Origin of the sequence: Neptunicella marina (assembly GCF_014270035.1) — a bacterium.
Lineage (GTDB): Bacteria > Pseudomonadota > Gammaproteobacteria > Enterobacterales > Alteromonadaceae > Neptunicella > Neptunicella marina.
Genome location: NZ_JACNEP010000021.1, coordinates 21,222 through 46,953, shown reverse-complemented (window position 1 = coordinate 46,953; position 25,732 = coordinate 21,222). Strand labels below are relative to the sequence as shown.

At 44.3% G+C, this 25,732-nt stretch carries 24 protein-coding genes; 20 read left to right on the top strand and 4 right to left on the bottom strand.

The window, feature by feature from the left end; translation table 11 throughout:
* Positions 1–6 precede the first annotated feature (6 nt).
* From H8B19_RS17210 to argA, 3 genes are read left to right on the top strand one after another with little or no spacing between them, the layout of a single operon-like run.
* On the top strand, positions 7–1,227 hold the full coding sequence (locus tag H8B19_RS17210; protein WP_186508258.1) for an argininosuccinate synthase: 1,221 nt from the start codon (positions 7–9) through the stop codon (positions 1,225–1,227).
* Complete coding sequence (gene argH, locus H8B19_RS17205) at positions 1,227–2,618, top strand: argininosuccinate lyase (protein ID WP_186508257.1); 1,392 nt, start codon at positions 1,227–1,229, stop codon at positions 2,616–2,618. The genes H8B19_RS17210 and argH overlap by 1 nt, the downstream gene beginning before the upstream one ends.
* 2 nt (positions 2,619–2,620) lie before the next feature.
* A complete protein-coding gene (gene argA / locus H8B19_RS17200) occupies positions 2,621–3,934 on the top strand; it encodes an amino-acid N-acetyltransferase (protein WP_186508256.1) in 1,314 nt (437 codons plus the stop codon).
* 38 nt (positions 3,935–3,972) lie between these two features.
* Here the strand turns inward: argA and H8B19_RS17195 are convergent, their stop codons facing one another.
* On the bottom strand, positions 3,973–6,612 hold the full coding sequence (locus tag H8B19_RS17195) for a PBP1A family penicillin-binding protein (RefSeq protein ID WP_186508255.1): 2,640 nt from the start codon (positions 6,610–6,612) through the stop codon (positions 3,973–3,975).
* 135 nt (positions 6,613–6,747) lie between these two features.
* Between H8B19_RS17195 and pilM the strand changes: the two genes are divergently transcribed.
* From pilM to H8B19_RS17150, 9 genes are all read left to right on the top strand, one after another.
* A complete protein-coding gene (gene pilM, locus H8B19_RS17190) occupies positions 6,748–7,830 on the top strand; it encodes a type IV pilus assembly protein PilM (RefSeq protein ID WP_338401543.1) in 1,083 nt (360 codons plus the stop codon).
* Positions 7,818–8,399 (top strand): PilN domain-containing protein, encoded by a 582-nt coding sequence (locus H8B19_RS17185; RefSeq protein WP_186508254.1) that lies wholly within the window; start codon positions 7,818–7,820, stop codon positions 8,397–8,399. The genes pilM and H8B19_RS17185 overlap by 13 nt, the downstream gene beginning before the upstream one ends.
* Positions 8,396–9,010, top strand: coding sequence for a type IV pilus inner membrane component PilO (locus tag H8B19_RS17180; protein ID WP_186508253.1), 615 nt, complete (start codon positions 8,396–8,398; stop codon positions 9,008–9,010). The genes H8B19_RS17185 and H8B19_RS17180 overlap by 4 nt, the downstream gene beginning before the upstream one ends.
* A complete protein-coding gene (locus tag H8B19_RS17175; protein WP_186508252.1) occupies positions 9,007–9,543 on the top strand; it encodes a pilus assembly protein PilP in 537 nt (178 codons plus the stop codon). Before H8B19_RS17180 ends, H8B19_RS17175 begins: the two co-directional genes overlap by 4 nt.
* Entirely contained in the window at positions 9,536–11,296 is a 1,761-nt protein-coding gene (locus tag H8B19_RS17170; protein WP_186508251.1) for a type IV pilus secretin PilQ, read from the top strand. Before H8B19_RS17175 ends, H8B19_RS17170 begins: the two co-directional genes overlap by 8 nt.
* Before the next feature lie 183 nt (positions 11,297–11,479).
* A complete protein-coding gene (aroK, locus tag H8B19_RS17165; RefSeq protein WP_186508249.1) occupies positions 11,480–11,995 on the top strand; it encodes a shikimate kinase AroK in 516 nt (171 codons plus the stop codon).
* A 28-nt stretch (positions 11,996–12,023) separates the two neighbouring features.
* Entirely contained in the window at positions 12,024–13,088 is a 1,065-nt protein-coding gene (gene aroB, locus H8B19_RS17160; RefSeq protein WP_186508247.1) for a 3-dehydroquinate synthase, read from the top strand.
* A 30-nt stretch (positions 13,089–13,118) separates the two neighbouring features.
* The gene (locus tag H8B19_RS17155) at positions 13,119–14,675 is read left to right on the top strand and encodes an SPOR domain-containing protein (RefSeq protein WP_186508245.1); all 1,557 of its coding nucleotides are present in this window, start codon (positions 13,119–13,121) and stop codon (positions 14,673–14,675) included.
* A 64-nt stretch (positions 14,676–14,739) separates the two neighbouring features.
* On the top strand, positions 14,740–15,570 hold the full coding sequence (locus H8B19_RS17150) for a Dam family site-specific DNA-(adenine-N6)-methyltransferase (protein ID WP_186508243.1): 831 nt from the start codon (positions 14,740–14,742) through the stop codon (positions 15,568–15,570).
* On the opposite strand, the gene H8B19_RS17145 is transcribed toward H8B19_RS17150, so the two are convergent.
* The 3 genes from H8B19_RS17145 to H8B19_RS17135 all read right to left on the bottom strand — a co-directional run bounded on the left by H8B19_RS17145 (position 15,567) and on the right by H8B19_RS17135 (position 16,983).
* The gene (locus H8B19_RS17145) at positions 15,567–15,749 is read right to left on the bottom strand and encodes a DUF2970 domain-containing protein (protein ID WP_186508241.1); all 183 of its coding nucleotides are present in this window, start codon (positions 15,747–15,749) and stop codon (positions 15,567–15,569) included. The two genes, H8B19_RS17150 and H8B19_RS17145, sit on opposite strands and share 4 nt — an antisense overlap.
* Entirely contained in the window at positions 15,746–16,054 is a 309-nt protein-coding gene (locus H8B19_RS17140; RefSeq protein WP_186508239.1) for a hypothetical protein, read from the bottom strand. Before H8B19_RS17140 ends, H8B19_RS17145 begins: the two co-directional genes overlap by 4 nt.
* Positions 16,055–16,317: 263 nt before the next feature.
* Entirely contained in the window at positions 16,318–16,983 is a 666-nt protein-coding gene (locus H8B19_RS17135; protein ID WP_186508237.1) for a TorF family putative porin, read from the bottom strand.
* A 285-nt stretch (positions 16,984–17,268) separates the two neighbouring features.
* Here H8B19_RS17135 and rpe point away from each other — a divergent pair, with 285 nt between their 5' ends.
* From rpe to H8B19_RS17095, 8 genes are all read left to right on the top strand, one after another.
* Positions 17,269–17,955 (top strand): ribulose-phosphate 3-epimerase, encoded by a 687-nt coding sequence (gene rpe / locus H8B19_RS17130; protein WP_186508235.1) that lies wholly within the window; start codon positions 17,269–17,271, stop codon positions 17,953–17,955.
* 29 nt (positions 17,956–17,984) lie between these two features.
* The gene (trpS, locus tag H8B19_RS17125; protein ID WP_186508233.1) at positions 17,985–18,989 is read left to right on the top strand and encodes a tryptophan--tRNA ligase; all 1,005 of its coding nucleotides are present in this window, start codon (positions 17,985–17,987) and stop codon (positions 18,987–18,989) included.
* Position 18,990: 1 nt separating this feature from the next.
* Entirely contained in the window at positions 18,991–19,593 is a 603-nt protein-coding gene (locus tag H8B19_RS17120; protein WP_186508231.1) for an anthranilate synthase component II, read from the top strand.
* Between the two features lie 85 nt (positions 19,594–19,678).
* Positions 19,679–20,836 carry an HDOD domain-containing protein gene (locus tag H8B19_RS17115; RefSeq protein ID WP_186508229.1) on the top strand — a complete coding sequence of 386 codons (1,158 nt, stop codon included), beginning with the start codon at positions 19,679–19,681 and terminating at the stop codon, positions 20,834–20,836.
* A 228-nt stretch (positions 20,837–21,064) separates the two neighbouring features.
* Positions 21,065–22,273, top strand: a complete 1,209-nt coding sequence (locus tag H8B19_RS17110) for an aspartate aminotransferase family protein (protein ID WP_186508227.1) — start codon at positions 21,065–21,067, stop codon at positions 22,271–22,273.
* Positions 22,274–22,298: 25 nt separating this feature from the next.
* Complete coding sequence (gene astA / locus H8B19_RS17105) at positions 22,299–23,315, top strand: arginine N-succinyltransferase (protein WP_186508225.1); 1,017 nt, start codon at positions 22,299–22,301, stop codon at positions 23,313–23,315.
* A gap of 9 nt (positions 23,316–23,324) precedes the next feature.
* Positions 23,325–24,791 carry a succinylglutamate-semialdehyde dehydrogenase gene (gene astD, locus H8B19_RS17100; RefSeq protein WP_194362758.1) on the top strand — a complete coding sequence of 489 codons (1,467 nt, stop codon included), beginning with the start codon at positions 23,325–23,327 and terminating at the stop codon, positions 24,789–24,791.
* 90 nt (positions 24,792–24,881) lie between these two features.
* Positions 24,882–25,679 carry a DUF1338 domain-containing protein gene (locus H8B19_RS17095; RefSeq protein ID WP_186508223.1) on the top strand — a complete coding sequence of 266 codons (798 nt, stop codon included), beginning with the start codon at positions 24,882–24,884 and terminating at the stop codon, positions 25,677–25,679.
* The last annotated feature ends 53 nt before the right edge of the window (positions 25,680–25,732 follow it).

The following is a 25,732-nucleotide window of genomic DNA, read 5'->3' as shown; positions in this document are numbered from 1 at the left end:
ACTGACGTGACTAAGCAAAATATTAAAAAAGTAGTGCTGGCCTATTCTGGTGGTTTGGATACGTCGGCCATTATTCCGTGGCTAAAAGAAAACTATGATTGTGAAGTTATTGCCTTTGCTGCAGACGTAGGTCAGGGCGATGAAGAGCTGCAAGGTTTGCATGAAAAAGCCATCGCAACCGGTGCCAGCGAATGTCACATCGTTGATTTGAAAGAAGAATTTGTACGCGATTATATCTATCCCACCATTACCACAGGTGCGGTATACGAAGGTCAGTACTTGTTAGGTACCTCGATGGCGCGTCCTGTTATTGCCAAAGCTCAGGTGGAAATTGCGCGTAAAGTTGGCGCCGATGCACTGTGCCACGGTTGTACGGGTAAAGGTAACGACCAGGTACGTTTTGAAGGTGCGTTTGCCGCTCTTGCTCCGGATTTACAAGTGATCGCACCCTGGCGTGAGTGGGATATGCATTCGCGTGAAGATTTGCTCGATTATTTAGCTAAACGCAATATCAAAACTTCAGCCTCTGCGACCAAAATTTACAGCCGTGATGCTAATGCGTGGCACATCTCTCACGAAGGTGGTGAGCTGGAAGATCCCTGGTGTGAGCCGAGCAAACAAGTGTGGACCATGACGGTTGACCCGGAAGATGCACCTAACACGCCAGAGCGTATTCAGTTGTCCTTCGAACAAGGTAAATTGGTTGCGGTTAATGATGAAAAACTCAGCCCGTATCAGGCGTTGATTAAACTCAATACCTTGGCTGCCGCTCACGGCGTTGGTCGTATTGATATAGTTGAAAACCGTCTGGTGGGTATGAAGTCCCGTGGTTGTTATGAAACCCCGGGAGGCACAGTATTAATGGCTGCCTATAAAGCACTGGAATTGTTAGTGCTGGATAAACGCTCCATGCAATATCGCGAGCAACAAGCGATTGAATTCTCACACTTAGTATATGACGGTCGTTGGTTTACCCCTTTGTGTAATGCGATTCTGGCCAGTGCCGCTGAGTTCTCACAAAAGCTCACCGGTGACATCGTAGTTAAGCTTTATAAAGGTCAGGCTACTGTGGTGCAACGCCGTTCACCGAACAGCTTGTATTCTGAAGATTTTGCAACCTTTAGCAAAGATGAAGTGTATGACCAGAAACACGCCGAAGGTTTCATCCGTTTATTCAGCTTGTCCAGTCGTATTCAGGCGCTGAAAAACCAGAACGGTAAAGTCTGATGGCCTTGTGGGGAGGCCGTTTTCAGGGCGGCAGCAGTGATATGTTCCGGCAGGTGAATGACTCCCTGTCGTTCGACCAAATCATGGCAGCACAGGATATTCGTGGTTCTATTATCTGGTCGCGCGCGATCGCATCGACGGGCGTTTTAAGTACCGATGAACAGCAACAACTGGAAGCAGCGCTTAACGAATTACTGGTGAAAGCCGAAGCAGGCGAGCTCGACTTTGCTGCCAGTGAAGAAGAAGATATCCACGCCTTTGTTGAAGCCGCATTGACTGAAAAGTTGGGTGATATTGGGCGTAAATTGCATACAGGCCGCAGCCGTAACGATCAGGTTGCCACCGATTTCCGACTGTGGGTGCGTGAACATTGTGAGCAGCTGCTGGGTGATTTATGGAATGTACGAGCATCACTGTCTTCAGTTGCTGAACGTTTTAAAACTGTCATTTTACCGGGGTATACTCATTTGCAACGTGCACAGCCGGTGCGTTTCCCGCACTGGTGTCTGGCTTATGTGGAAATGTTTAAGCGTGATATCAGTCGCTTAGAGGATTTGATTGCCAGAATGAATCAATGTCCGCTGGGTAGTGGGGCACTGGCAGGTACGGTTTATCCGGTTGACCGTCAACACATAGCCGAGCAGCTAGGATTTATTAGCCCCTGTTTGAACAGTCTGGATGCGGTATCCGACCGTGATTATGTGCTCGAGTTATTGTTCTGCGCCAGTACCAGCATGATGCATTTGTCACGCATGGCTGAAGATATGATTTTCTTCAATTCAGGTGAGGCTGGCTTTATTCGTTTGGGTGATAACGTCACTTCTGGTTCATCACTGATGCCACAAAAGAAAAACCCGGATGCACTGGAACTGATGCGCGGTAAATGTGGCAGGGTCTTTGGTAGCTTGCAGGCTTTATTAGTCACTATGAAAGGGTTACCTCTGGCCTACAACAAAGATATGCAGGAAGACAAAGAAGGTGCATTTGATGCAGTCAATCAGTGGCATATCTGTTTGAGCATTGCCTGTGAAGTGATCGACAGTGTGCAAATGGATGCTGAACGTTGCGCAAAAGCCGCTAAAGAAGGTTATGCCAATGCTACCGAGCTGGCAGATTATCTGGTCGCAAAAGGTATACCTTTTAGAACCGCCCATGATATTTCCGGTCAGGTGGTACTAGCTGCATTAGAGCAGAAAAAGCCGATTGAGGATTTATCGCTGCAAGAACTTAAGCAATTTAGCAGTGATATTGAAGATGATGTGTATGAAGTATTGCAACTTGAGTATCTGGTTGATAAACGTAACGTGCTGGGTGGAACTGGTATATCGCCGGTAACAGCGGCGTTGCAAAATGAAATATCGGCAGTGGAAGCCTGGAAGCAAGGACAATAATTGTGGCAGTGTCACATCTGGACAGCGTTAAAATTTTTCGCCATTCGGCACCTTATATTAATTCGCATCGTGGCAAAACATTTGTATTGATGTTTGGTGGTGAGGCGGTTGAACATGTTAATTTCGCTAACATCATCCACGACATTGCACTGTTAAACAGTTTAGGGGTGCGTTTGGTGCTGGTGCATGGCGCACGTCCACAAATTGACCAGCGTGTGGCTTTACGTAATATGCCACTGCGTTTTCACGATGATGTGCGTCTGACCGACAAACAAACCATCGAATGTGTCAAAGATGCAGCTGGCTCGGTGCGTTCACAGGTTGAAGCCTTACTAACCATGGGGCTGGCTAATTCACCTATGCATGGCTCACAAATTCGGGTTTGCTCAGGCAATCTGGTGGTCGCCATGCCGATTGGCGTTAAAGACGGTATTGATTTTGAGCATACCGGTTTAGTGCGCCGGATTGATGTGGATGGCATTAACGATCATCTGAATGATGGCTCAATCGTGCTATTAGGCCCAATGGGTTATTCACCTACTGGCGAAGTCTTTAATCTGTCTCATGTGGATGTGGCCACTCAAGCCGCGGTGTCTTTAAATGCGGATAAGCTGATTGTATTTTCTGAACAGGAAGGAGTGATCAGCACCGAAGGCAAGTTGCTGCGCAATATTGAAGGCCGTCAGTTACAGGCGATGATCGACTCGCCGCAATACCAAAGTCAGCGCGCTATCTTACAGGCGTTTTCTGCCAGTTTGCAGGCCGGCGTGCGCCGCTGTCATTGTGTCAGTTATCAGGATGATGGCGCCATGTTGCAGGAATTGTTTACCCGCGATGGTGCCGGCTCATTGATTTCGCAAAATTATTACGAGCAACTCCGAAGCGCTACCATCGAAGATGTGGGCGGTATTCTCAAATTAATTAAGCCTCTGGAAGAAAAAGGTATTCTGGTTAAACGCTCGCGTGAATTGCTGGAAAATGAAATCGAACAATTTAATGTGATTGAACGTGACGGCACTATTATTTCCTGCGCAGCACTATACCCCTATCCGGATGACAAATGTGCCGAGCTGGCATGTGTGGCAACACATGTTGATTACCGGGGTGCAAATCGTGGTGAAAGGCTGATGGATGCTATCTGTGTGCGTGCACGTGAAATGGGACTGGAAAAGATCTTTGTCTTAACTACTGTTACGGGTCACTGGTTTCGTGAATATGGCTTTATGCCTGCCACTGTGGATGAATTGCCGGATAAAAAGAAACAGCTTTATAACTATCAGCGCAATTCTAAAGTGCTGATGTTGACATTGAACTAACAAGAGGTGCATAAGCACCTCTTCTTTATTCTGGCTAATTAAAAAATATCCTCTGGCTCTGACTGCGGCTGACCTTCATCCTCGATATATGGGTCATACACTTCATCAGGGCGCACATACTGAGTAGGTTCCGTTCCTTTCTTAAAGTACTCAAACAGTGATGTATGATCTGTTCGTTGAGTGAGTTTGCCTGTGGTTCTGTCCACCCGCACGGTAATAATATTGTCAGGTATAAAAAAAGGTTTTTCCGGCACGCCATCCAGTGCTTTTTGCATAAAGCGTATCCAGGCTGGTTGTGCTGCGCGGGCGCCGTCTTCTCCGCCAACCATAGCGTTACCTATCCAGTTGTATTTTTGTGGGTTTTTATTCAGTAAATACTGGTTGGCACTGGTGCGACCCAGTGAGCGGCTCATATTATCGAAGCCAACCCAGGAGGTTGCCACTAAATCCGGAGAAAACCCGCTAAACCAGGTATCTTTAGCATCATTAGTTGTACCGGTTTTACCTGCTAAATCTTCACGATGTAACAGGTTTCTTGCTCGCCAGCCCGTGCCTTGCCAATAGGTTTTATATGTCCAGCTTCCATTGGCTCGTAAACCTGTGCGCATCATTTCAGTGACTAAAAATGCGTTTTGTGGATCCAGAACCCGTGGCGCCAATTTTACGTGGCTGTTGTTATCTGTTTCTGAATTGTCAGCCTTTTCATCAGTGCTGTTACTTTCACATTTATGGCAGGCTATTTCAGGTTCCGCCTGCCAGACAATCTGATTATCGATATCTTCGATACGTTCGATTAAATAGGGAGTTACAGCAAATCCACCATTATTGATGATGGCAAAACCGGTTGCGACTTCCATTGGGGTTAACGACGCAGAACCGATCGCCAGCGTTTCATCGTGTGGCAATTCTTTGGGATTAAATCCAAACCGACTTAAATGACTGATAATGTTATCCAGCCCTACACCACGTAACAACCGGATTGATACCATGTTTTTTGATTTACCCAGCCCAACACGCATTCTAATCGGGCCATCATATTTGCCATCAGAATTTTTAGGGCGCCAGGCAATACCTGATTCGCGGTCAGACTGGTTGATTGGTGCGTCGTTAATAATACTGGCTAACGTATAACCCGAGTCAAGTGCCGCTGAATAGATGAACGGTTTTATATTGGAACCAACCTGCCGCTTGGCCTGAGTTGCACGGTTAAACTGGCTTTGATAGAAACTGTAACCACCTACTAATGCCTGAATCGCCCCGTTTTTGGGATTGAGTGATACAAAAGCACTGCTGACATCCGGAAACTGACTTAACTGCCAAAGTGACGGATCATCATCACGTTTACGAATGTATATCAGTGCTCCCTCGGTTACTATATCTGTAGCAATTTCCGGGTCCGGTCCCTGTCTGGCATCGTTTATAAAAGGTCTGGCCCAGGCAAGCCCATCCCAGTCAATTTCGATATGCTGACCCCGTTGACTGAATACTTTTATGCTCTGTTGGGCGGTTTCTGTGACAACCGCAGGAACTAACGGTCCATAAGTCTGGATGTCATCCAGTGCCGCTTGCATTTGCTGTTCATTCCAGCGGTAACTGGTGTCGATAACATCAGGTACAAATGATTGTTCAGTTGAAGTCGTTTCGCTCTCGAATGAGCTATCTTGTGTTTTGCTGGTTTCAATTGCGTTGACTTTTGGGGCTTCCCACAATTGTTTTAAAGGTCCACGGTAGCCGTGGCGCTCATCGTAATCGTGAATATTTCTGACGACGGCCTGTTGAGCATATTGCTGCATGTTGGATGGTGTGGTGAGATAAACGCTATAACCACGGGTTTCCGCTTCTTCTTTGCCATAGCGGTCGATCATTTCATGGTAAGCCATATCCGCAATGTAGGGAGCGGAAAGTTCAATTTCAGCACCATGTAATTTAGCGGTAACAGGCGCACTAACCGCTTGTTCGTATTGCTCGCGAGTGATGTAGTTTTCGTCCAGCATACGTAACAATACAATTCTGCGACGGGCAACTGAACGTTGTGGATGGCTGATGGGATTTAAAATGGATGGTGCCTGATGCAAACCTGCAATTGTCGCCATTTCTGCCAGAGTTAAATCCTGTACATTTTTACCATAATACACCTGTGCCGCGGCACCGACACCAAATGCGCGGTGACCCAGTTCATTTTTATTGAGGTACAGTGCCAGGATTTCATCTTTTGTTAGTACCTGTTCCATATGCCAGGCAATAAAAATTTCTTTAATTTTGCGGATATACGCTTTTTCACGGGTAAGGAAAAAGCCTCTGGCCAGTTGCATGGTCAGGGTACTGGCGCCCTGACCCTTTTCCCCAGTCACAATCAAATTCACGGCTGCACGCATCACGCCGATAATATCTATACCGGGGTGTTCGTAAAAGCGGCTGTCTTCTGTGGCTAATACGGCATCAATTAACTGTTGTGGTATTTGATCCAGTGTCAGCGGGATACGGCGCTTAACGCCAAACTGAGAAATCAGTTTGCCGTCATGTGAATATATTTTCATCGGCGTTTGCAGATGCACGTCCTTAAGCACCTCTACACTGGGTAGTTGTGGTTTAAGGTAAATATAAAAGCCTGCAATAGTGGCAATGCCCAATACTACTGAGACAAGAAACGCGATAAATAGGGGTTTGAAGTACTTCACAAAATCGTTGTTTAAACAGCAAATCCGTTGAAATGATTTATATTTTATACCTATGTACCTTTATTAGAACCCTTTTTAAAGGAAAATTAGTTAATAATGGTAACAAGTTAAGTTATCTGGCGACGAGAAATAGCAGTGTTGAAAAAATTATTGCAAAAAAAAGCCCCGCAAATTTTGGGGCTTGATATTGGCACTCGCTACGTTAAGGCGGTGTTGCTCACTAAGACTGCTCAGTCTTGTGAGGTGGATGCTGTTGCCTGTGAGCCGATAGCAGGGAATGCTTTTGCGGATCGTGATATTAAAGATTTTGATGCAGTCAGCAATGCCATTAAAAAAGTCAAAATGGCACTCAAAATAAAATCAAAAGATGTGGCGGTGGCGGTGTCGGGGTCAACGGTGATTTCAAAGATTGTCTATATGGACCCTAATCTTTCCGATTTAGATCTTGAAAGTCAGATTGAGATTGAAGCTGATAGCCTAATTCCGTATCCCCTTGACGAGGTCTATGTCGATTTTGAACAGTTAGGGCAGAGCCAGGCTCATGAAGAAAAAGTAGATGTACTGTTAAGTGCCGCACACAAGGATATGGTTGATTCCCGTGTTACTTTATTACGTGAAGTGACGTTCGAACCTAAGGTGGTAGATATTGAAGGGTTCGCTCTGGGTAATGCCATTAAAGAGTTTGCCGCTCCTGAACTTGTCATGGCTGAAGATGCAAAACCGATGGTTTGTATCAATATTGGTGCATCGCAACTATTAGTGACCGTTTTTCATCAGCAACGTGTGGCTTACACCAAAGAACATACCTTTGGTATGGAAGCATTGTTGCAGGATTTAGCCATTATCCTTTCCATGGATAAGCAGGAAGCCGAATCGCAGTTGTTAAAAGAAGAACTCCCCACAACATGGCGCGAACAGGTTTTACCGGCATTTGTCAGTAATCTCGCGCAACAAATTGGTCGTGCGTTGCAGGTATATATCTCTACAACACGACATGAACGTCCGCAAACCATCCATATCTGTGGAGGTGGTGCAGTTCTTAGCGGTATTTGCGAAGAACTGGCGAGTGAACTGGCCGTTGATGTGGCTTTATTTAATCCTTTTGGGCAAATGCAACTGAGTGAAGTTGCTGTTAAGCAGGGTGCCGATAAATTAGCGCCACAATTGGCGATTGCAGCAGGGTTAGCCAGTCGGGGGTTTTATTCATGGCATATGTAAATTTATTGCCCTGGCGTGAAGGGCAACGTCAACGTCAGAAAAAAGAATATTTGTCTATTCTTGGATTGGTCGCGCTATTGGTTTTGGCTGTCTTCTGGCTAATTGGTGCCGGGGTGGATCGCCTGATCGAAAATCAACGCTTCCGTAATGCTTATTTGCAAAAAGAAATTGCTGTACTGGATAACCAGATCGACAAAATAAAAGACATCAAAGCGCAAAAAAATGCTATCGAGCAACAAATCGCCCTGATAGAGCAACTGCAATCCAGTCGAAATGTCGCACCTCATGTGCTAAACGAACTGGCAATGTTAGTTCCTGCCGGGGTGTCATTTAAGTCGCTCGAGCGTACGGGGAATCGTTTGGTTCTGGAAGGCCAAAGCGAATCGAATAATCGTCTGGCCGAGTTTATGCGTCAGTTGCAAAACTCTGAGGTTTTTCATCGTGAAGATTTATCATCGATTATTGCTAACTCTAATAATTCTGGTGCCATCAGTGATTTCAAACTGACGTTTTATATTTCCCCCAGTATTTCTCCGGAAATCAATGTGACGGAGGAGTCTAAAAAATGAAATTTGATGTCAGTAAATTAAAGGAAATGAATGAACTGGACTTTGAGCAGGTTGCTAACTGGCCGTTTGAAGTCAAGATTGTGGTCGCTGTCATTGAAGCCATCGCCATTGGTATTCTGGCGTTTTATTTACTGGTGAACGACAAATTACCCCAGTTGCAGCTTGAACAGGAAAACGAAGCTAAGCTGGCTGCCAGTTATCAGGCTAAGTATCGTATCGCAGCTAATTTAGCGGCATATGAGGAGCAACTCACTCGTTTGCAAGCTGATTTCTCAAGTATGTTGCGTTCATTGCCGACGGATGATGAAACGCCCGGATTATTAGATGACATTACTTATGTCGGTACTTCGGCTGGATTGAAATTCCGTATGTTGAGCTGGTTACCCGAAGTACCCAAAGAGTTTTATACCGAGCTGCCCATTCAAATGGAGGTGGAAGGCAATTATCACAATTTTGGGCAGTTTGTGTCTAACGTGGCGGCGCTTCCGAGAATTGTGACGGTGCATAACTTTTCAATTAAACAGGATGGCGATGTACTTAAGTTGGCAATGCATGCAAAAACTTATCGTACCAATGCGTCTGCTAACAGCACTGCGGGAGTGACACCATGAAACGGTTTGTTGCCCTTTGTTGTTGTGTTTTGCTAATGGGCTGTCAGCCTGATATTGCTGATATTCAGCTTCAAATTGACCAAATTAAAGCGACCACCAGCGTATCGATAGAGCCTTACCCAGAATTTAAACGCATGCCTGTATTTGAGTACCAGGCTCAGGATAAGCGCAGCCCTTTTCAGCGATTAAGTGCTGGCATATCTGAAGCGCCAGTTGTTACTCAAAAGAATTGCTTACAGCCAGATTTTAAACGCAAAAAGCAACCATTAGAACGCTATGGCATTGATGCCTTGGAAGTTAAGGGGTCGTTCACAGCTAAAGGTAACAAGTGGGCGCTTATCCAGTCTACGGATGGTGGTTTATACAAAGTTAAACAAGGTGATTACCTTGGGCTATTTTTTGGTCAGGTCACGGCCATCAACAACAATACTGTCGAGATTACCGAGATGCTCCCCGATGGCACTGGTTGCTGGCAGAGAAAACAAGCGAAATTAACCCGGGCCTCAAAGGCGGGAGAGCAGAACAATGTCTGAGCGGTACATTTTTAATAAAAAGCTGAATAAACCCAATCGTGCATGGGGTTGGCTATCGATATTAGTGCTGTCTATGCTCGCTTATAAAGTTGTAGCGCAGGAATCACAGTTGCCCGATTTGGTTGACCCGGATGCGAAAACCACTGAAATCTTAACTACCCGTTTGCAAAACGTTGACTTTCACCGCACCGAAGCCGGGGGAGGGAGTATTGCAATTACGTTTGATAAAGAGGAATTTGCTGCTGAGATCGACAAAGGTAAAAACACCTTAATTGTGACCTTGCCTGGCGTTGAAGTGGATAAAGAACAGTTATATAAGCTCGACTTAGCTGACTTTGCCGCTAATGTCACCATGTTGGAGACCTTTCAGGATCCTGATGGTGCTCGTATCGAAATCAAAGTTGAGGGAAATTACGCCGTACTGCAGCAAAAAACGCAGAAAAATCTGATGCTGGAAATTGAACCCGTCGCAGAAACAGCAAATCAGGACTCAGTTGAATCAGCCTATGAGGGCGCCCCTATTTCTCTGGATTTTCAGGATGTTCCAGTACGTCAGGTCTTACAGATTATCGCGCAGGTAAACGGATTTAATCTGGTAACCACTGATTCGGTTAACGGCAATGTCACTATCAGTTTGGCAGGGGTTCCCTGGGATCAGGCATTAAGTATGATCATGAAGATCAAAGGCTTAGACAAAAGACTGGAAGGTAATATTCTCTTAATTGCTCCTGCCGAGGAACTGGCCTCGCGTGAAGCTCAGCAATTACAGTCCAAACAGCAGGTGGCTGAGTTAGCGCCTTTATCGTCGGCAAACGTACAAATCAATTACGCGAAAGCTGCGGATATGGCTGAAATTCTTAAGTCGAATGAAGGTGGAATCTTAAGTCCCAGAGGTTCAGTCTCGGTAGACAATCGTACTAATATTTTATTGATTAAAGATACAGATGAATCCATTGCACAGGCGCGTGCGATGATCAATGCACTGGATATCCCGGTTAAGCAAGTTCTGATTGAATCACGTATGGTCACGGTACGCGACAATATTACCGATGAATTAGGAGTGCGTTGGGGCTTCAGTGATCAGCAGGATTCAGATGGTATATCCGGATCGCTTGAGGGTGCGAATGCGATTGCCAGCGGGAATATTCCATCACTTTCAGACAGGTTAAATGTTAATTTGCCAGTTAGTGGCGCTGCAGGCCGTTTTGGATTAAATATTGCGCGCTTGGCCGACGGGACCATCCTTGATTTGGAATTATCTGCCATGGAACAGGAGAATAAAGGTGAAATTATTGCCAGCCCGCGTTTAACGGTTGCCAACCAGCATGATGCTTATATTGAACAGGGGACAGAGATCCCATATGTTCAGGCTACATCCAGTGGTGCGACATCAGTAGAGTTTAAAAAAGCGGTTTTGAGTTTGAAAGTGACACCGCATATCACGCCGGATAATCGTATTATTCTGGATTTGGTGATTACACAAGATACCCGTGGTGATACGGTACAAACCTCTACAGGGCCTGCCGTTGCGATTGATACGCAGGAAATCGCAACGCAAGTGTTGGTGGAAAATGGTGAAACAATCGTTTTGGGTGGTATTTTTCAGCAAAACGCAACAAACGCAAATACGCAGGTTCCGGTGTTGGGGGATATTCCACTTTTAGGCCATCTTTTCCGCAATAAAAGAGAATTTAATGAAAAACGCGAGTTGTTAATTTTCGTTACACCAAAAATCATTAATCAATCACTATAATACCCTGCATGAAACAGAATGTTGTTTATTAATTGGACAACATTCTGTTTAATTTATACTTTCCTGTTCAGCGGACTCATCAAAGCTTGCAAAAATCCTGTTTTAGCTGAGATAATCCCGCTCCTGAAATCGACTTGGGTTTGGATTATCACTAATTAATTAGAGTTGTGTACATAAACGAATATGGCCGAAAAACGTAATATCTTTTTAGTCGGGCCGATGGGTGCAGGTAAAAGTACCATTGGCAGACACCTCGCAGACGAACTTCATCTGGAATTTTATGACTCTGATCAGGAAATCGAGCGCCGTACTGGTGCTGATATTGCCTGGGTCTTCGATCTGGAAGGTGAAGAGGGCTTCCGTAAAAGAGAGGAAGACGTCATCACCGATCTGACTGACAAACAGGGTATCGTACTGGCGACGGGCGGCGGCTCTATCATCAGTAAGAATATTCGTAATCGTTTGTCTGCTCGTGGAATAGTGGTGTATTTACAAACTACTATCGAAAAGCAGGTTGCACGTACTCAGCGTGATAAACGCAGACCACTGTTGCAAACTGACGATCCGGAAAAGGTACTGATTGAATTATCAGAACAACGCAATCCACTTTATGAAGAAGTGGCTGATTATGTTGTACAAACTGATGATCAAAGTGCCCGTGCGGTGGCTAATCAAATTATTGATAAAATTAATCAGTAAAACTTCCTAATAAAGAGGTGCTGCGCTCATGACTATTTTAACGGTAGATTTGGGTGAGCGTAGCTACCCTATTCATATTGCTGCCGATTTATTTGAGCAGAAAAATCTAATTCAATCTTCGATCTGTGGACAAACTGTAGTGGTGGTAACCAACCCTACTGTTGAAGCTTTGTATCGCCAAAAAATTGAATCCCTACTCGAAGCGTATCGTGTACATTGGGTATTAGTGCCGGATGGTGAGCAGTACAAAACCTTAAGTAGTTTCGAAAACGTCATGACTGAATTGCTGACGATTGGCGCTGCCCGCGATACCACCATGATCGCCTTAGGTGGAGGTGTGATCGGTGACCTGACTGGATTTGTTGCGGCTTGTTACCAACGCGGTATACCCTTTATTCAAGTACCAACCACCTTATTGTCGCAAGTCGATTCATCGGTTGGTGGTAAAACAGCGGTTAATCACCCTCTGGGTAAAAACATGATAGGCGCGTTTTACCAGCCACAAGCGGTATATATTGATATCAATACGTTAGCAACCTTACCTGCACGAGAGTTCGCGGCCGGCATGGCGGAGGTGATTAAATACGGCATTATTTATGATGCGGATTTTTTTAGCTGGCTCGAACAGAATGTTGAATCATTGAAAAACAAAGAGACGACGGCTTTAGCCTATGCCATTGAACGTAGCTGTGCGATCAAAGCAGAAATCGTAGCGCAAGATGAAAAAGAGCACGGACTCAGAGCCTTGCTAAACTTAGGTCATACTTTTGGTCACGCTATAGAAGCAGAGCAGGGGTATGGCAACTGGTTGCATGGAGAAGCTGTGGCTACTGGTATGAATCTTGCTGCATTGGCTGCAAAATGTTCAGACTGGTTGTCAGAGTCAGAAGTTTGTCGCATTCAGGCGTTAATCAAACAATTTGATCTACCTCTTGATGCGCCACAAGCAATGAATTTTGATAGCTTTATGGCCCATATGCAGCGGGATAAAAAAGTTAAAGCAGGTAAAATCCGCTTTGTTATTCCAAAGCAAATTGGTAAAGCGGTAGTGACTGAGTTATCTGAAGAAACACTGCGGGCTGTGCTGAATTAAACCTAACTTTGCCCAACTAATGTGATGTGAATGCAGGAACATATTGATTTAGCCGGATACACCGACTTACACAATCGTCTTGACCATTTGGTGACTTATTCATCACAGCTGATTTTTGTCAGTGGTGAAGGTCTTAATGTCGAAAGCGAGTTTGTTGAGCGTTATCTGGCGAAAAAAAGTGATGTGGCAAATATCGCTTATCTGGGTGCCGCAAACCGACTTAGTCAGTCACAATATCGTCAGCGTATTGTTGAGCAGCTTGTGGGCAAGGTGCGTCTTGATTATTCCAGACCGCTTACTGAGATTTTGCCACGTATATTAGGCAATGAAGAGCAATTTATCCTGATTGCGGTAACCAGCGCAGATAATCTAAGTCAGTCGATGTTGTCCGAGCTTTGGGATGTGGTTTTACAAAACCGTTTTGCTCGTCAGCGCCATCATCTTAATATTTTACTTTTCGGTCAGCATCAATGGGCAGAGCAGGCTAAATCCTGGTTGCCCACTAATCACAGTGATCAGCCTGTGTTGTTAAGCCATCATTCCCTGCCGGCGACTCAATCTACAGACCTTACGCATAGTGAAACTGAACTGGAGGCACTAATTCGTGAAAAGCGTCAGCAGTTTGATTTAAGGCTTCAGCAACGTAATAAAACCATTTATCGTGAGCCCGTATTGTCAAAATGGTGGGCTAAGTTATTAATAACGTTAGTTTTTGTAATCAGTTTTATTGGCATTATGCAATGGCAGTATTATGAGCAAAGTAAGGCGTTGTTTAACGACGTTTATGCGATGTTTTTAGGACCTGCGCCGCAGCCCGTTGCGATTAAAGCGGTCGATGAAGAAAACGCAGAGTCCAATGTTACAACTAACAGCACAGAATACACTACTGAAGTGGGGCCGGTTCAGCAAAACACTTCTCTCGACTTAACCAATGATGTTGCTCCCCAGCAAGATGCATCTTTAATTAGTGATTGGGAAAATGCGTCTACAAAAGCGGATGAACGGGCACAACACATTCGTGGAACAGAGTCCGCGCTTAAAAAAGTCACGCTTGATGCAGCAGATCCGAATAAGCTGGATGACAACACTGATAATATAAATAACGAAGAATCAAATCAGGATATCCTGTCAGATGACGGTTTTTCTGATGAGAATATTCTGGAGCCAGTAACCAATGGACACGAGAATGATGTCGTTGACTATCAGGTTGAAGACATAACCCGCGTTGAGCAAATTGAAGACCCGCAATTACCCGATGATATTCGTCCGCAACAATATGCTTATGACGGTGCAATACTGCTATCTCATGATATTAGCGGTTTTTACCTGCAGTTATCGGGTATGAGCAGTGAATATGTGTTATCTGAGTTTTTGAAGGATAATAAATTAGAGGATAAAGTCTGGATTTATCGTACGCAGCGCTACGGTGGTAACTGGTATGTGGTGCTGTTAAGGCAGTATTTTGGAACACTGGAGGATGCAAGAAAGGCGGTTTCAACTTTGTCAGCTTCTCTGGTTGCAGAAGAGCCATTTGCTAAACCTGCATCGCAGGTAGATCAGGAAATAACTCAGGGTAAGATTAATTAGTTAATTTCAGTTGGTAGATTAGGGTACAATCTCGACTATTGTGCGCGTGTTTCTGTAGTTTTTAATGAAGAATAATAATAGCCGCTCATTCCTAAAGTGGGCAGGCGGAAAATATGCATTAATGGACTCCATCCGGAGTTTATTACCTGAAGGAAATAGTCTGATAGAACCCTTTGTTGGGGCCGGGTCAGTATTCCTGAATACTGCATATGATAAGTACGTGCTTAACGATATTAATCCTGACTTAATTAATCTGTACCAGCACCTGAAAAAAACGCCTGAAAAACTAATTCACGATGCACAAACATATTTTATTTCTGCCAATAATGATGCGGCGAAATACTATGCCATCCGTGCCGAATTTAACCAAAGCAAAGACAGTTACTATCGCTCTGTCTTGTTTTTATATTTGAATCGTCACTGTTATAACGGGTTGTGTCGCTACAACTTATCGGGTGGATTTAACGTTCCGTTTGGTCGTTATAAAAAACCTTACTTTCCAGAAAAAGAAATGCTGTTCTTTGCAGAGAAAGCGCAAAAAGCGGTATTTAGCTGTCAGTCTTACGACACTGTGATCAACAAAGCAAAAAAAGGATCGGTCATTTATTGTGATCCGCCTTATGCACCGATTAATCAAACTTCAAATTTCACCAGTTATTCGGCATTTGCATTTGGCATTCCCGAACAGCGCAATTTGGCTGAACTTTGTTATCAGGTCGCAAAGCGTAAAGGTATTAGCATTCTACTTAGTAATCATGATACAGAGCTTACTCGCCAGCTTTATCAGCATGCAGCGATAACGCCACTACTGGTGTCACGCAGTATTAGTCAAAAAGGGCATAAAAGGCAGAAAGTGGGAGAACTGCTGGCGATGTATCAGTTAACCCAAGGTTAACTTGCCACCAGTTTAACAATTGTTATCAGGCTAATAATAAAAAGCACTAAGAATAAGACGCCGACCACCAGATAAGGCACGATGGAGTTCTGCTGGAAGTCGTGTTGTCGATTGGCTTCACTCTGCACACCGAGTGCACTGGCTGCTACGCTTTTAACGACTCGCCACCAGTTTTTCACGAGCGGCCTGCGGCTCTCTCGGGAAGTTCAGAAGAGCTACGGGATAACAACTCAAGTAAATCTAAATAATGGAACTGTCGTGAGTGACCACCGCCAAATAACCAGGAACTCCAGCTTACTTCAGGCTGATGTAAACTAGCACAGCGGTTAACTGGATGGCTTTGAGGAAGCGCGTTATTGAACTCAACTTTGTCATTACATATGCAGGAAAGATCAGTTTTATCAGCTGATACACCTGTTACAGTCAGACTAACTGCAAGTATCGAGGCACCGATAAAGCTTGAAATTTTAAGTGAATTTTTCATGATAACCCTTCCCTGCATAAAATGCGTAAAGGGATTATACCTCAGTTCAATTAATCAACAAACTGCATTTGTCGTTAATACAATCCAGTTTGTCTTATTTTTGAGCAGGAAGAGCAAGGAAAAGGTCAACTCAGCTTGTTATTGGTTTTATTGAGCTGACCATCACTGTACAAAAAGGTGTGCTTATTCACTTCAGCCTGAAATGTATTTATTAGCAGGTCATCCTGACCCGGGCACTATTTATTTTCCCTGAAAAATAAAATTTAGAAACTGGTACCCCAGCTAACCAACAGTTTAAGATCATCGTCGCCGGAATCTTCAGTTGCTTTTGATACGCTGAAAGTGAAATCGCCTTTGCCTAAATCCAGTTGAACATGGCTGTAATCAACATCACCCGAGTTTGGCACATCAAATGAGTAATGACCTAGTGTGACACCTAAAGTGTAATCATTGACCAGATCTGCTGTATAGCTAACACTGTAATACAGATCGCCTTTACCGAATACTGCATCATCGTCGGCATCACTATTGACAGTGTATGCAACACCAAAACCAAAAGCACCTACACTACCGTTGAAGTAAAGCTCGCCAAAGTTAGAGTCATCGTATTCAGTTTCAGGATAAGCATAATAAATGTAGCCTACGTCATAACCAAAACCATCGGTTTCACCACTGTAACCAATGTAGTAGTCATTTTCATAACCACCGCCCTGACCCCAATCAATGGTACCAATCCAGGTACCGGCATAAACACCCGATTCGCTACTTACATCAAGCCCACCTGAAACGGATGCTTTATCAGCACTTTGGGTGACACCACGCCAAAGGTAGTTACTGGTTACACCAAAGTTGGTCGAAAATTCCGCCTGTGCCATTCCGGATACAGCCAGAAAAGGGGTTGCTGCGAGTATTAGTTTTAGCTTGTTCATGTTGTTGTCTCCTTTTTGTTATTGCTTGATATATGAGCAATTTCGATACCCACTTAATAATTATCGATTACTGAGGCTCCTTAGAATTTATAACGTATTGAAAATAAAGCAATTTTATAGAATGTTATGGCGAGTTGAATTTTGTTACCTGTTAAAACATATCATCTTGACTTTACCTTGATTGCACCAGTTTGATCCCGCTGCAACCTGTTGGTGCATTTGAACCTAACTTTGTCTCCGCCGGGATTTGAGGTAAAGTAAGCCTTTAATTTTATGGTGAGTTTTATGTCGGATTTTTTAATCGCTCCTTCGATTCTTTCTGCTGACTTCGCTCGTTTGGGGCAGGAAGTTGAGCTGGTATTGGAAGCTGGGGCAGATATAGTGCATTTTGATGTGATGGATAATCATTATGTGCCAAATCTCACCTTCGGTTCTTCTATTTGCAAGGCGCTGCGCAATTATGGTGTTGAAGCGATAATTGATGTGCATCTTATGGTGCAGCCAGTGGATAGTATGATTGAATCGTTTGCCAAAGCTGGCGCGAATTGGATCAGTTTTCATCCGGAAGCTTCATTGCATGTTGACCGCAGTTTACAGCTAATTAAGAGTTTTGGTTGTCAGGCAGGGTTAGCCATCAATCCTGCTACACCACTAAGCTGTTTAGACCACGTTATGCATTTGCTTGACCATATCCTTGTTATGTCAGTTAATCCTGGGTTTGGTGGGCAACAATTTATTCCTCAAACTCTGGATAAGCTGGCGGCGATTAAACAGAAAATTGCCTCCAGTGGCCGCCAAATCAGATTAGAAATTGACGGGGGCGTAAAAGTCGATAATATTCGCGCCATAGCACAGGCGGGAGCGAATACCTTTGTCGCAGGATCGGCTATCTTTGGGCAACCTGATTACAAGCAGGTCATTAAAGATATGCGGACTGAACTGGCTGAAGTTAAAACCGTAACCCCACTCTAGATTTACATTCTCATAAGAAGCATAGAATCATGACAAAACCCATTGTATTAAGCGGCTGTCAGCCATCAGGTCAACTAACTATTGGTAACTACATGGGGGCGCTGAAGCAATGGGTGTCCATGCAATCAGAATATGATTGTCTGTATATGCTGGTTGATTTGCATGCGATTACTGTTCGACAGGATCCCCAGGCATTGCGTAATGCGTGCCTGGACGGACTGGCCCTGTATATCGCATGTGGAATTGACCCAACGCAAAGTACCATTTTTATGCAGTCACATGTGCCGGAACATGCTCAACTGGCATGGGTGTTAAATTGTTACACCCAGATGGGTGAACTCAATCGTATGACACAGTTTAAAGACAAATCAGCACGTAATGTAACTAATATCAATGCCGGTTTGTTTACCTATCCAACGCTAATGGCAGCGGATATTTTACTGTATCAGGCGCAGCAAGTGCCGGTAGGCGATGACCAAAAACAGCATCTCGAACTAAGTCGTGATGTTGCGAACCGGTTTAATAATCAGTACGGCGATACTTTTACCATTCCTGAGCCATATATCCCGGAATTTGGTGCACGTATTATGAGTTTGCAGGATCCTGCAAAGAAAATGTCCAAATCTGACGATAACGTGAATAACTTTATCGGATTGTTGGAAGAACCTAAAAAAATCGCTAAAAAAATTAAACGGGCGGTGACAGATTCAGATGAACAGGCACGCATTTATTTTGACCCTAAAGAAAAAGCGGGTGTATCCAATTTATTAACACTGTTGTCAGGTGCAACCGGTGAGACAATCGAATCATTGGTACCCAAATATGAAGATAAAATGTACGGCCATTTGAAAGCGGATGTGGCTGATGCAGTGGTGGCATTGATTGAACCGATTCAGACTCGATTTGAGGCGTTACGTAATGACCGTGCTGAATTGGACCGTATCATGCGTGAAGGCTCAGAAAAAGCCAGTGCCAGAGCGGCACAAACTCTGGCCAGGGTTTATGAAGCCGTAGGTTTTATTCCACGCCCTTAATATGTTGTTGCTGATTGATAATTACGATTCTTTCAGTCACAACCTCAGCCGTTACTTTCGCGAACTGGGACAGGATGTCAGGGTTATTCGTAACGATGAGTGCGATTTGAATGAGATCGAACGACTTGCACCTGATTTTCTGGTGATATCACCGGGGCCTTGTACGCCTAATGAGGCTGGCATTAGTTTGCAGGCTATCCGGTACTTTGCGGGTAAAATACCTATTTTAGGTGTTTGCCTGGGTCATCAGGCTATTGGGCAGGTATTTGGTGCCAGTGTGGTACGGGCCGATAAAGTCAGACACGGTAAAACCTCTGAGCTTATAGTCAGCGGTGATAAATTATTTAAAGATCTAAGCACGCCTTTTGTTGCAACAAGGTATCATTCTCTGGTGCTAAAGGAACAATCCATTAGTGACGAATTCATTATCAGCGCCAGAAGTACCTATCCTGATGGCAGTATCGAGGCGGTTATGGCAATTGAACATAAGACGTTGCCAATCTGTGGTGTACAGTTTCATCCGGAATCTGTGATGACAGAGCAGGGGCATCAGGTTTTGCGTAATTTTCTTCACTATTACGCACTTAACACAAGTGCTGCATAAAAGTTAGCAGAGCAATTGTGTATTTTTATTGTAAAAACGCGCAGTTAGACCGATACAGAACAAGAATAAGAAACGAATTTATTATATGACAACTGCCATCATCACCGACATTAACACCCGCATCCATACTCTGATGATGGATTTAGGTCAGGCCAAAGATATTGTTGGTACCAGTCCGGATATCTCACCTGCAACCAATGAAGCTGCACGTGAGTTATTGCGCGTAGAAAAGCTTGCCGTGCGCGACCGGCAATTAAACGATAAATCCTGGCAAACAACCAAACAGACAATTTTAACTCAGTTGCATCATGAGATATTAGCCCGCTTTAAGCAGGAACTGGAAGACACAGATACCCTCTATAGCAAAGTTTTGGGGATCAATGAAAGTATGCCTGATGCGCTGGATATTCTAAATGTCAGAGCATCGTCTATTGGCAGAATTGAACCAGTGATTGCAACCATGCCCTGGTTGGTTAAAGACCTGATTAAAATGGTGAATATGCCCAAATACCGCAGGTTTGATAAGCGCGGTAAAGGGATCGCAGTCGATAATTTGCGAATGGCTTTGAGTTTTATTGGGATTGAAAATCTAAAAATGGTGGTGCCTTCAATGGCAATGCGACGATGGTTGCCACAAATCACCGATCCCTATCCCTCAATTAAATCGCGCTTGTGGGCTAATTCCATTGGCACTGCAATCTGTTGCCGTAAGCTGGCTCAGTTAAAGGGGCAGGATGAAGGCATGTTATTTACACTCGGTATGCTGCATAACATTGGTTATATTGCAGTTATACGTTTGTATTTTCGCTTGTTCGATCAGGTATTGCAGGAAGCGCTAAAAGAAGCTCAGGATGGCCAGTTAAAATCTGAATATGACGCGCTACGGGAATTGCAGCCGGATGCCGACTTCCTGCGCGATTTAATGATGCAATATGGTGCAGCTCTTTCAGTAAAAATTATAGAACGCATGGATATGCGACGTGTGTACATAAATCATGCAATGTCAGAATTTGCCAAAGATATGCCGATGACAAAAATGACACCAATGGCAAAAATTTTAACTCAATCTGTTGCCTACACCCGCTTCCGTTTATTACGTGACAGTAAGCTAATTACGACAGACGAGGCAAAGCAATATTTACAGCATTTCCACATGCCTAAGGGCTCGCTTGCGATACTAAAAAGCACCAATTTAGGTAAGCTCGATTTATCTATGACAACCAATACATCTGACGAAAATTAAACAATTCTGTCGCTTTCTTCTTTCGTTTTATTTATTCTCACTGTTTGCTTTATTTTAGAATAAAAAATTATTAAATAGTTATTCAAAAAATCTGCAATTGTAGCTCAATCCCTTTATTCTTAAGCGATTGCTATGCGTAACTTTTGCAGACAAACAGACTTTGTTCTGGAATAATGTCGACAATTTTTTTAATCCACTCTGGATAACCCGACCGATTGAGGTAGTAAAATGAATGTGACTCGTGAATTGTTTAATGACGTAATGGTACCTAACTATAACCCGGCAGCTATGATCCCTGTGCGTGGCAGCGGTTCACGAGTCTGGGATCAGGAAAATAATGAGTATGTCGATTTTGCTGGTGGCATTGCAGTAAATGTATTGGGTCATTGTCATCCCGCATTGGTAAATGCGTTGAAAGAACAAGGTGACAAGTTATGGCATTTAAGTAATGTTTTCACCAATGAACCAGCATTACGTTTAGCTAAGAAGCTAACTGATGCGACTTTTGCTGATCAGGTTTATTTCGCTAACTCAGGCGGTGAAGCTAACGAAGCGGCTTTAAAACTAGCTCGTCGCTGGGCGTTAGATCACCATGGCGAAGAGAAGAACCAGATCATCTCTTTTAAACAAGGCTTCCATGGTCGTACTTTCTTCACTGTGACTGTAGGTGGACAGCCAGCCTATTCTGACGGTTTTGGTCCTAAACCAGGTGCTATCGATCACGCAACTTATAATGATTTGGATAGCGTTAAAGCGCTCATTTCTGACAAAACCTGTGCTGTAATGATGGAACCACTGCAAGGTGAAGGTGGCATTATTAGTCCAACAGATGAATTTGTTAAAGGTGTGCGTGAATTGTGTGATAAGCACAACGCTTTACTCATTTTTGATGAAGTGCAATCAGGCGTGGGTCGTACTGGTGAGTTATATGCATACATGGGTTTAGGTGTAACGCCTGATATTTTAACCACAGCTAAGGCGTTAGGCGGTGGTTTCCCAATTGGTGCCATGATCACCACTAAAGAAATTGGTGCAAGCCTGAAAGTCGGTACTCACGGTAGTACTTATGGCGGTAACCCATTGGCCTGTGCTGTTGCTGAAGCGGCCTTTGATATCGTTAATGACAGAGCATTACTTGATAATGTTAAACGCAAAGAGCAGTTATTCCGTGATGGTCTGGCTGCCATTAATGCTAAATACCATGTTTTCTCTGAGGTTCGCGGTAAAGGCTTATTGTTAGGTGGCGTTTTAACGGAAGAATATCAGGGACGTGCACGTGATTTTCTGGTGGCATCAACAGAACAAAAACTAATGTGTTTGGTGGCCGGTGCTAATGTGGTGCGTTTTGCGCCTTCTTTAATTATTCCTGATGAAGATATTAAAGACGGTTTAGCTCGTTTTGAGCAGGCTGTTGCCAACGTCGTTAACGCGGCATAACTGATTCACATCGGAGCATATTGCTATGATGATAATCAGACCTATACAACAGGATGACTTTGCTGCGCTTAGCCAATGCGCAGTGGAGTCTGGTGTTGGATTCACCTCGCTTCCGGTTAATGATGAATTGCTGAATAAAAAAATATCGCAGTCAATTCATTCGTTTAAACAAGATGTGATTAAGCCCGGGCCGGAAAGTTACCTGTTTGTGATGGAAAACACTGACACCGGTGAAGTAGTGGGGACCAGCGGCATTCAGGCGGCAGTAGGCCTGGATGATGCGTTTTACCACTACCATATGGGTAAAGTGGTTCATGCTTCTCGCGAGCTTAACGTTTATAACCCGATTGATATTTTGACCTGCTGTAATGATTACACAGGTGTGTCGGAAATCTGCACTTTGTTTTTACGTGAGCAAGCGCGTGAAGGTTATAACGGTAGATTCCTGTCTAAATTCCGCTTCCTGTTTATTGCTGAGCATGCTCATCGCTTTTCTGAACGAGTGATTGCTGAAATGCGTGGCGTTTCGGACGAAAATGGTAATTCACCTTTCTGGAAGTGGCTGGAAGAGCACTTTTTCTCAATGGACTTCCCAACTGTGGATTACCTGACCGGTATCGGTCAAAAGGGCTTTATCGCTGAATTGATGCCTAAGTATCCGATTTATGTCAGCTTGCTTAGCAAAGAAGCGCAAGCTGTGATTGGCCAGGTGCATGAAAAAACACGTCCTGCGCTGCGCTTGTTGCATTCAGAAGGCTTTAGCTGCCGCGGATATGTGGATATTTTTGATGCTGGCCCAACAGTGGAAGCTAATGTTCAGCATATTCGAACTGTGCAAGCCAGTGAGCGTGCAGCGGTGAAAATTGCTCAGCCACAAAAAACCGTTACACACATTATTATCAATACCAAAGTAGAAAATTTCCGTGGTGTCGCGGCTGAATCTACCTTTGAAGATGAGCATTTGGTGATGTCTGCACAAACAGCGGCAGCACTGGATGTTCAGGACGGTGAGATGGTTCGGTTCTCACCGATTAAATTGTAAGGAATCCCTATGAGTACAAATTATATCGGTGGCCAGTGGGTTGCCGGACAAGGTCAACAGATGCAGTCTGTTGATCCTGCACGCAACCAGGTTATCTGGACCGCCAATACCGCATCTGCCGAACAGGTTAACCAGGCTATTGATGCCGCTCGTGCTGCGTTTGTAGCCTGGAGTGAATTTAGTTTTGATGAACGTTTAGTGTTCGTCAAAAAATTCGCTGAATTACTGGCTGCAAATAAAGACGATTTAGCGCTGACGATTGCGCAGGAAACCGGCAAGCCTTTGTGGGAAACCCAGACCGAAGTGGCTGCGATGATTGGCAAAGTGGGTATTTCTGAGCGCGCTTATCAGGAGCGCACCGGAACCGTCGAAAACCCGATGCCCCAAGGCAAAGCATTTATTCGCCACAAACCTCATGGTGTGGTTGCGGTTTTTGGCCCTTATAACTTCCCTGGGCATTTACCTAACGGTCACATCGTTCCTGCATTGTTGGCGGGTAATACTGTGGTATTTAAACCAAGTGATTTAACGCCAGTCGTCGCAGAAAAAACTGTTAAATTGTGGCAGCAAGCTGGCTTGCCTGATGGTGTATTGAACTTAGTTCAGGGCGAAGTGGAGACAGGTAAAGCGCTGGCTTCAAACAACGGCATTGACGGATTGTTCTTCACCGGTAGTTCACGCACCGGTAAAATTTTACATGAGCAATTTGCTGGTCATCCGGGAAAAATTTTAGCACTGGAAATGGGTGGTAATAATCCACTTATCGTGAAAGGTGTGGCTGATATCGACGCTGCCGTGCATGATATTGTTCAATCTGCTTTTGTTACTTCAGGTCAGCGTTGTACCTGTTCTCGTCGTTTATTTATCGAGGAAGGTGCAGAAGGTGATGCTATCTTAGCCCGTTTGTTGGAGGTGGCAGCAGCCATTCAGGTTGGCGATTATCAAGCCGAAGAACAGCCATTTATGGGTGCGATGATTTCAGCTCATGCAGCCGCACAAATGGTAGCCGCTCAGCAGCAGTTGCTTGACCTGGGTGGTGTGTCCTTGCTGAAAATGCAGCATCTGGATACCAATACTGGTTTCGTTACCCCAGGTATCGTAGATGTAACCGCTATGTTAGATAAATTGCCGGATGAAGAACACTTTGGTCCATTACTTAAAGTGATCCGTTACAGTGATTTTGATGCGGCGATTAAAGAAGCCAATAATACCAGCTTTGGTTTATCTGCTGGTTTATTGTCTGACAGCGAAGAGGATTATCAATATTTCTTTGCGCGCATTCGTGCCGGTATCGTTAACTGGAATCGTCCAATAACCGGCGCTAGCAGCGCTGCACCTTTCGGTGGTATCGGTGATAGCGGCAACCACAGAGCCAGCGCCTATTATGCGGCTGACTATTGTGCGTACCCGGTTGCCTCGGTAGAGCTGGATAAAGTGGCGATGCCAGCCAGTTTAAATCCAGGTTTGAAATTTTAAGCTTGATTGCGCCAAATCAATATTGGTTTGGTGCATTGCCGTATGATGTAAGTAACTGATAATCGTGTTTGTGACTATTTGAGAGATCCCATGCATAACAACATTGACACCCTATTTACTCACCTGTGGCAGGATTATATTGCCATTACCCCGTCGGCAGAAAAAGTACATCAGCTACTGGGCAAAGGTGACGACATTATTAATGATCACATTGCACTGCGTACCTTTAATCTGGAAAAAGTTGCATTGGATAAACTGGCGGCACACTTCTTAGCATTGGGTTATGAAGAAAAAGGTCAGTACAACTTTGAGCAGAAAAAACTCAAAGCCAAGCATTTTGAGCATCCTGATGACACTAAACCCAAAGTGTTTATCAGTGAGTTGTTAGTTGAGGAATTTTCACCGGAACTACAAGCCATCGTGAAAAACATGGTTGAGCAAGTAGAAGAAGATGCAGTCACTGCAGATAACTTCCTGTACTCAGGTACGCACTGGCAGGTGTCCAGTGAAGATTACCAAACGCTGTTAGCCGAGTCTGAATACGCGGCCTGGATGTCGGCGTGGGGATATCGTGCTAACCACTTCACAGTGAGCGTAAATTACCTGACGGGTTACTCAGAGTTATCTGAGGTTAACGATGCACTTAAAAACGCAGGTTTTGTGTTGAACACCTCTGGTGGTGAAATTAAAGGCGGTGAAGATGTATGTTTAGCACAATCATCAACCATGGCCGATAAAATGGATGTGCAGTTCAGTGATAAAAAGGTTGCCATTCCAAGCTGTTTCTATGAATTCGCGCAACGTTACAAAATGGCAGACGGTAAAATTTATACCGGTTTTGTTGCCGCATCTGCTGACAAAATTTTTGAAAGCACCAATGCGATGTAACTCAAGTTACTAAAGCATAATAAAAAAGCCCCGACAGGGGCTTTTTATTGCGT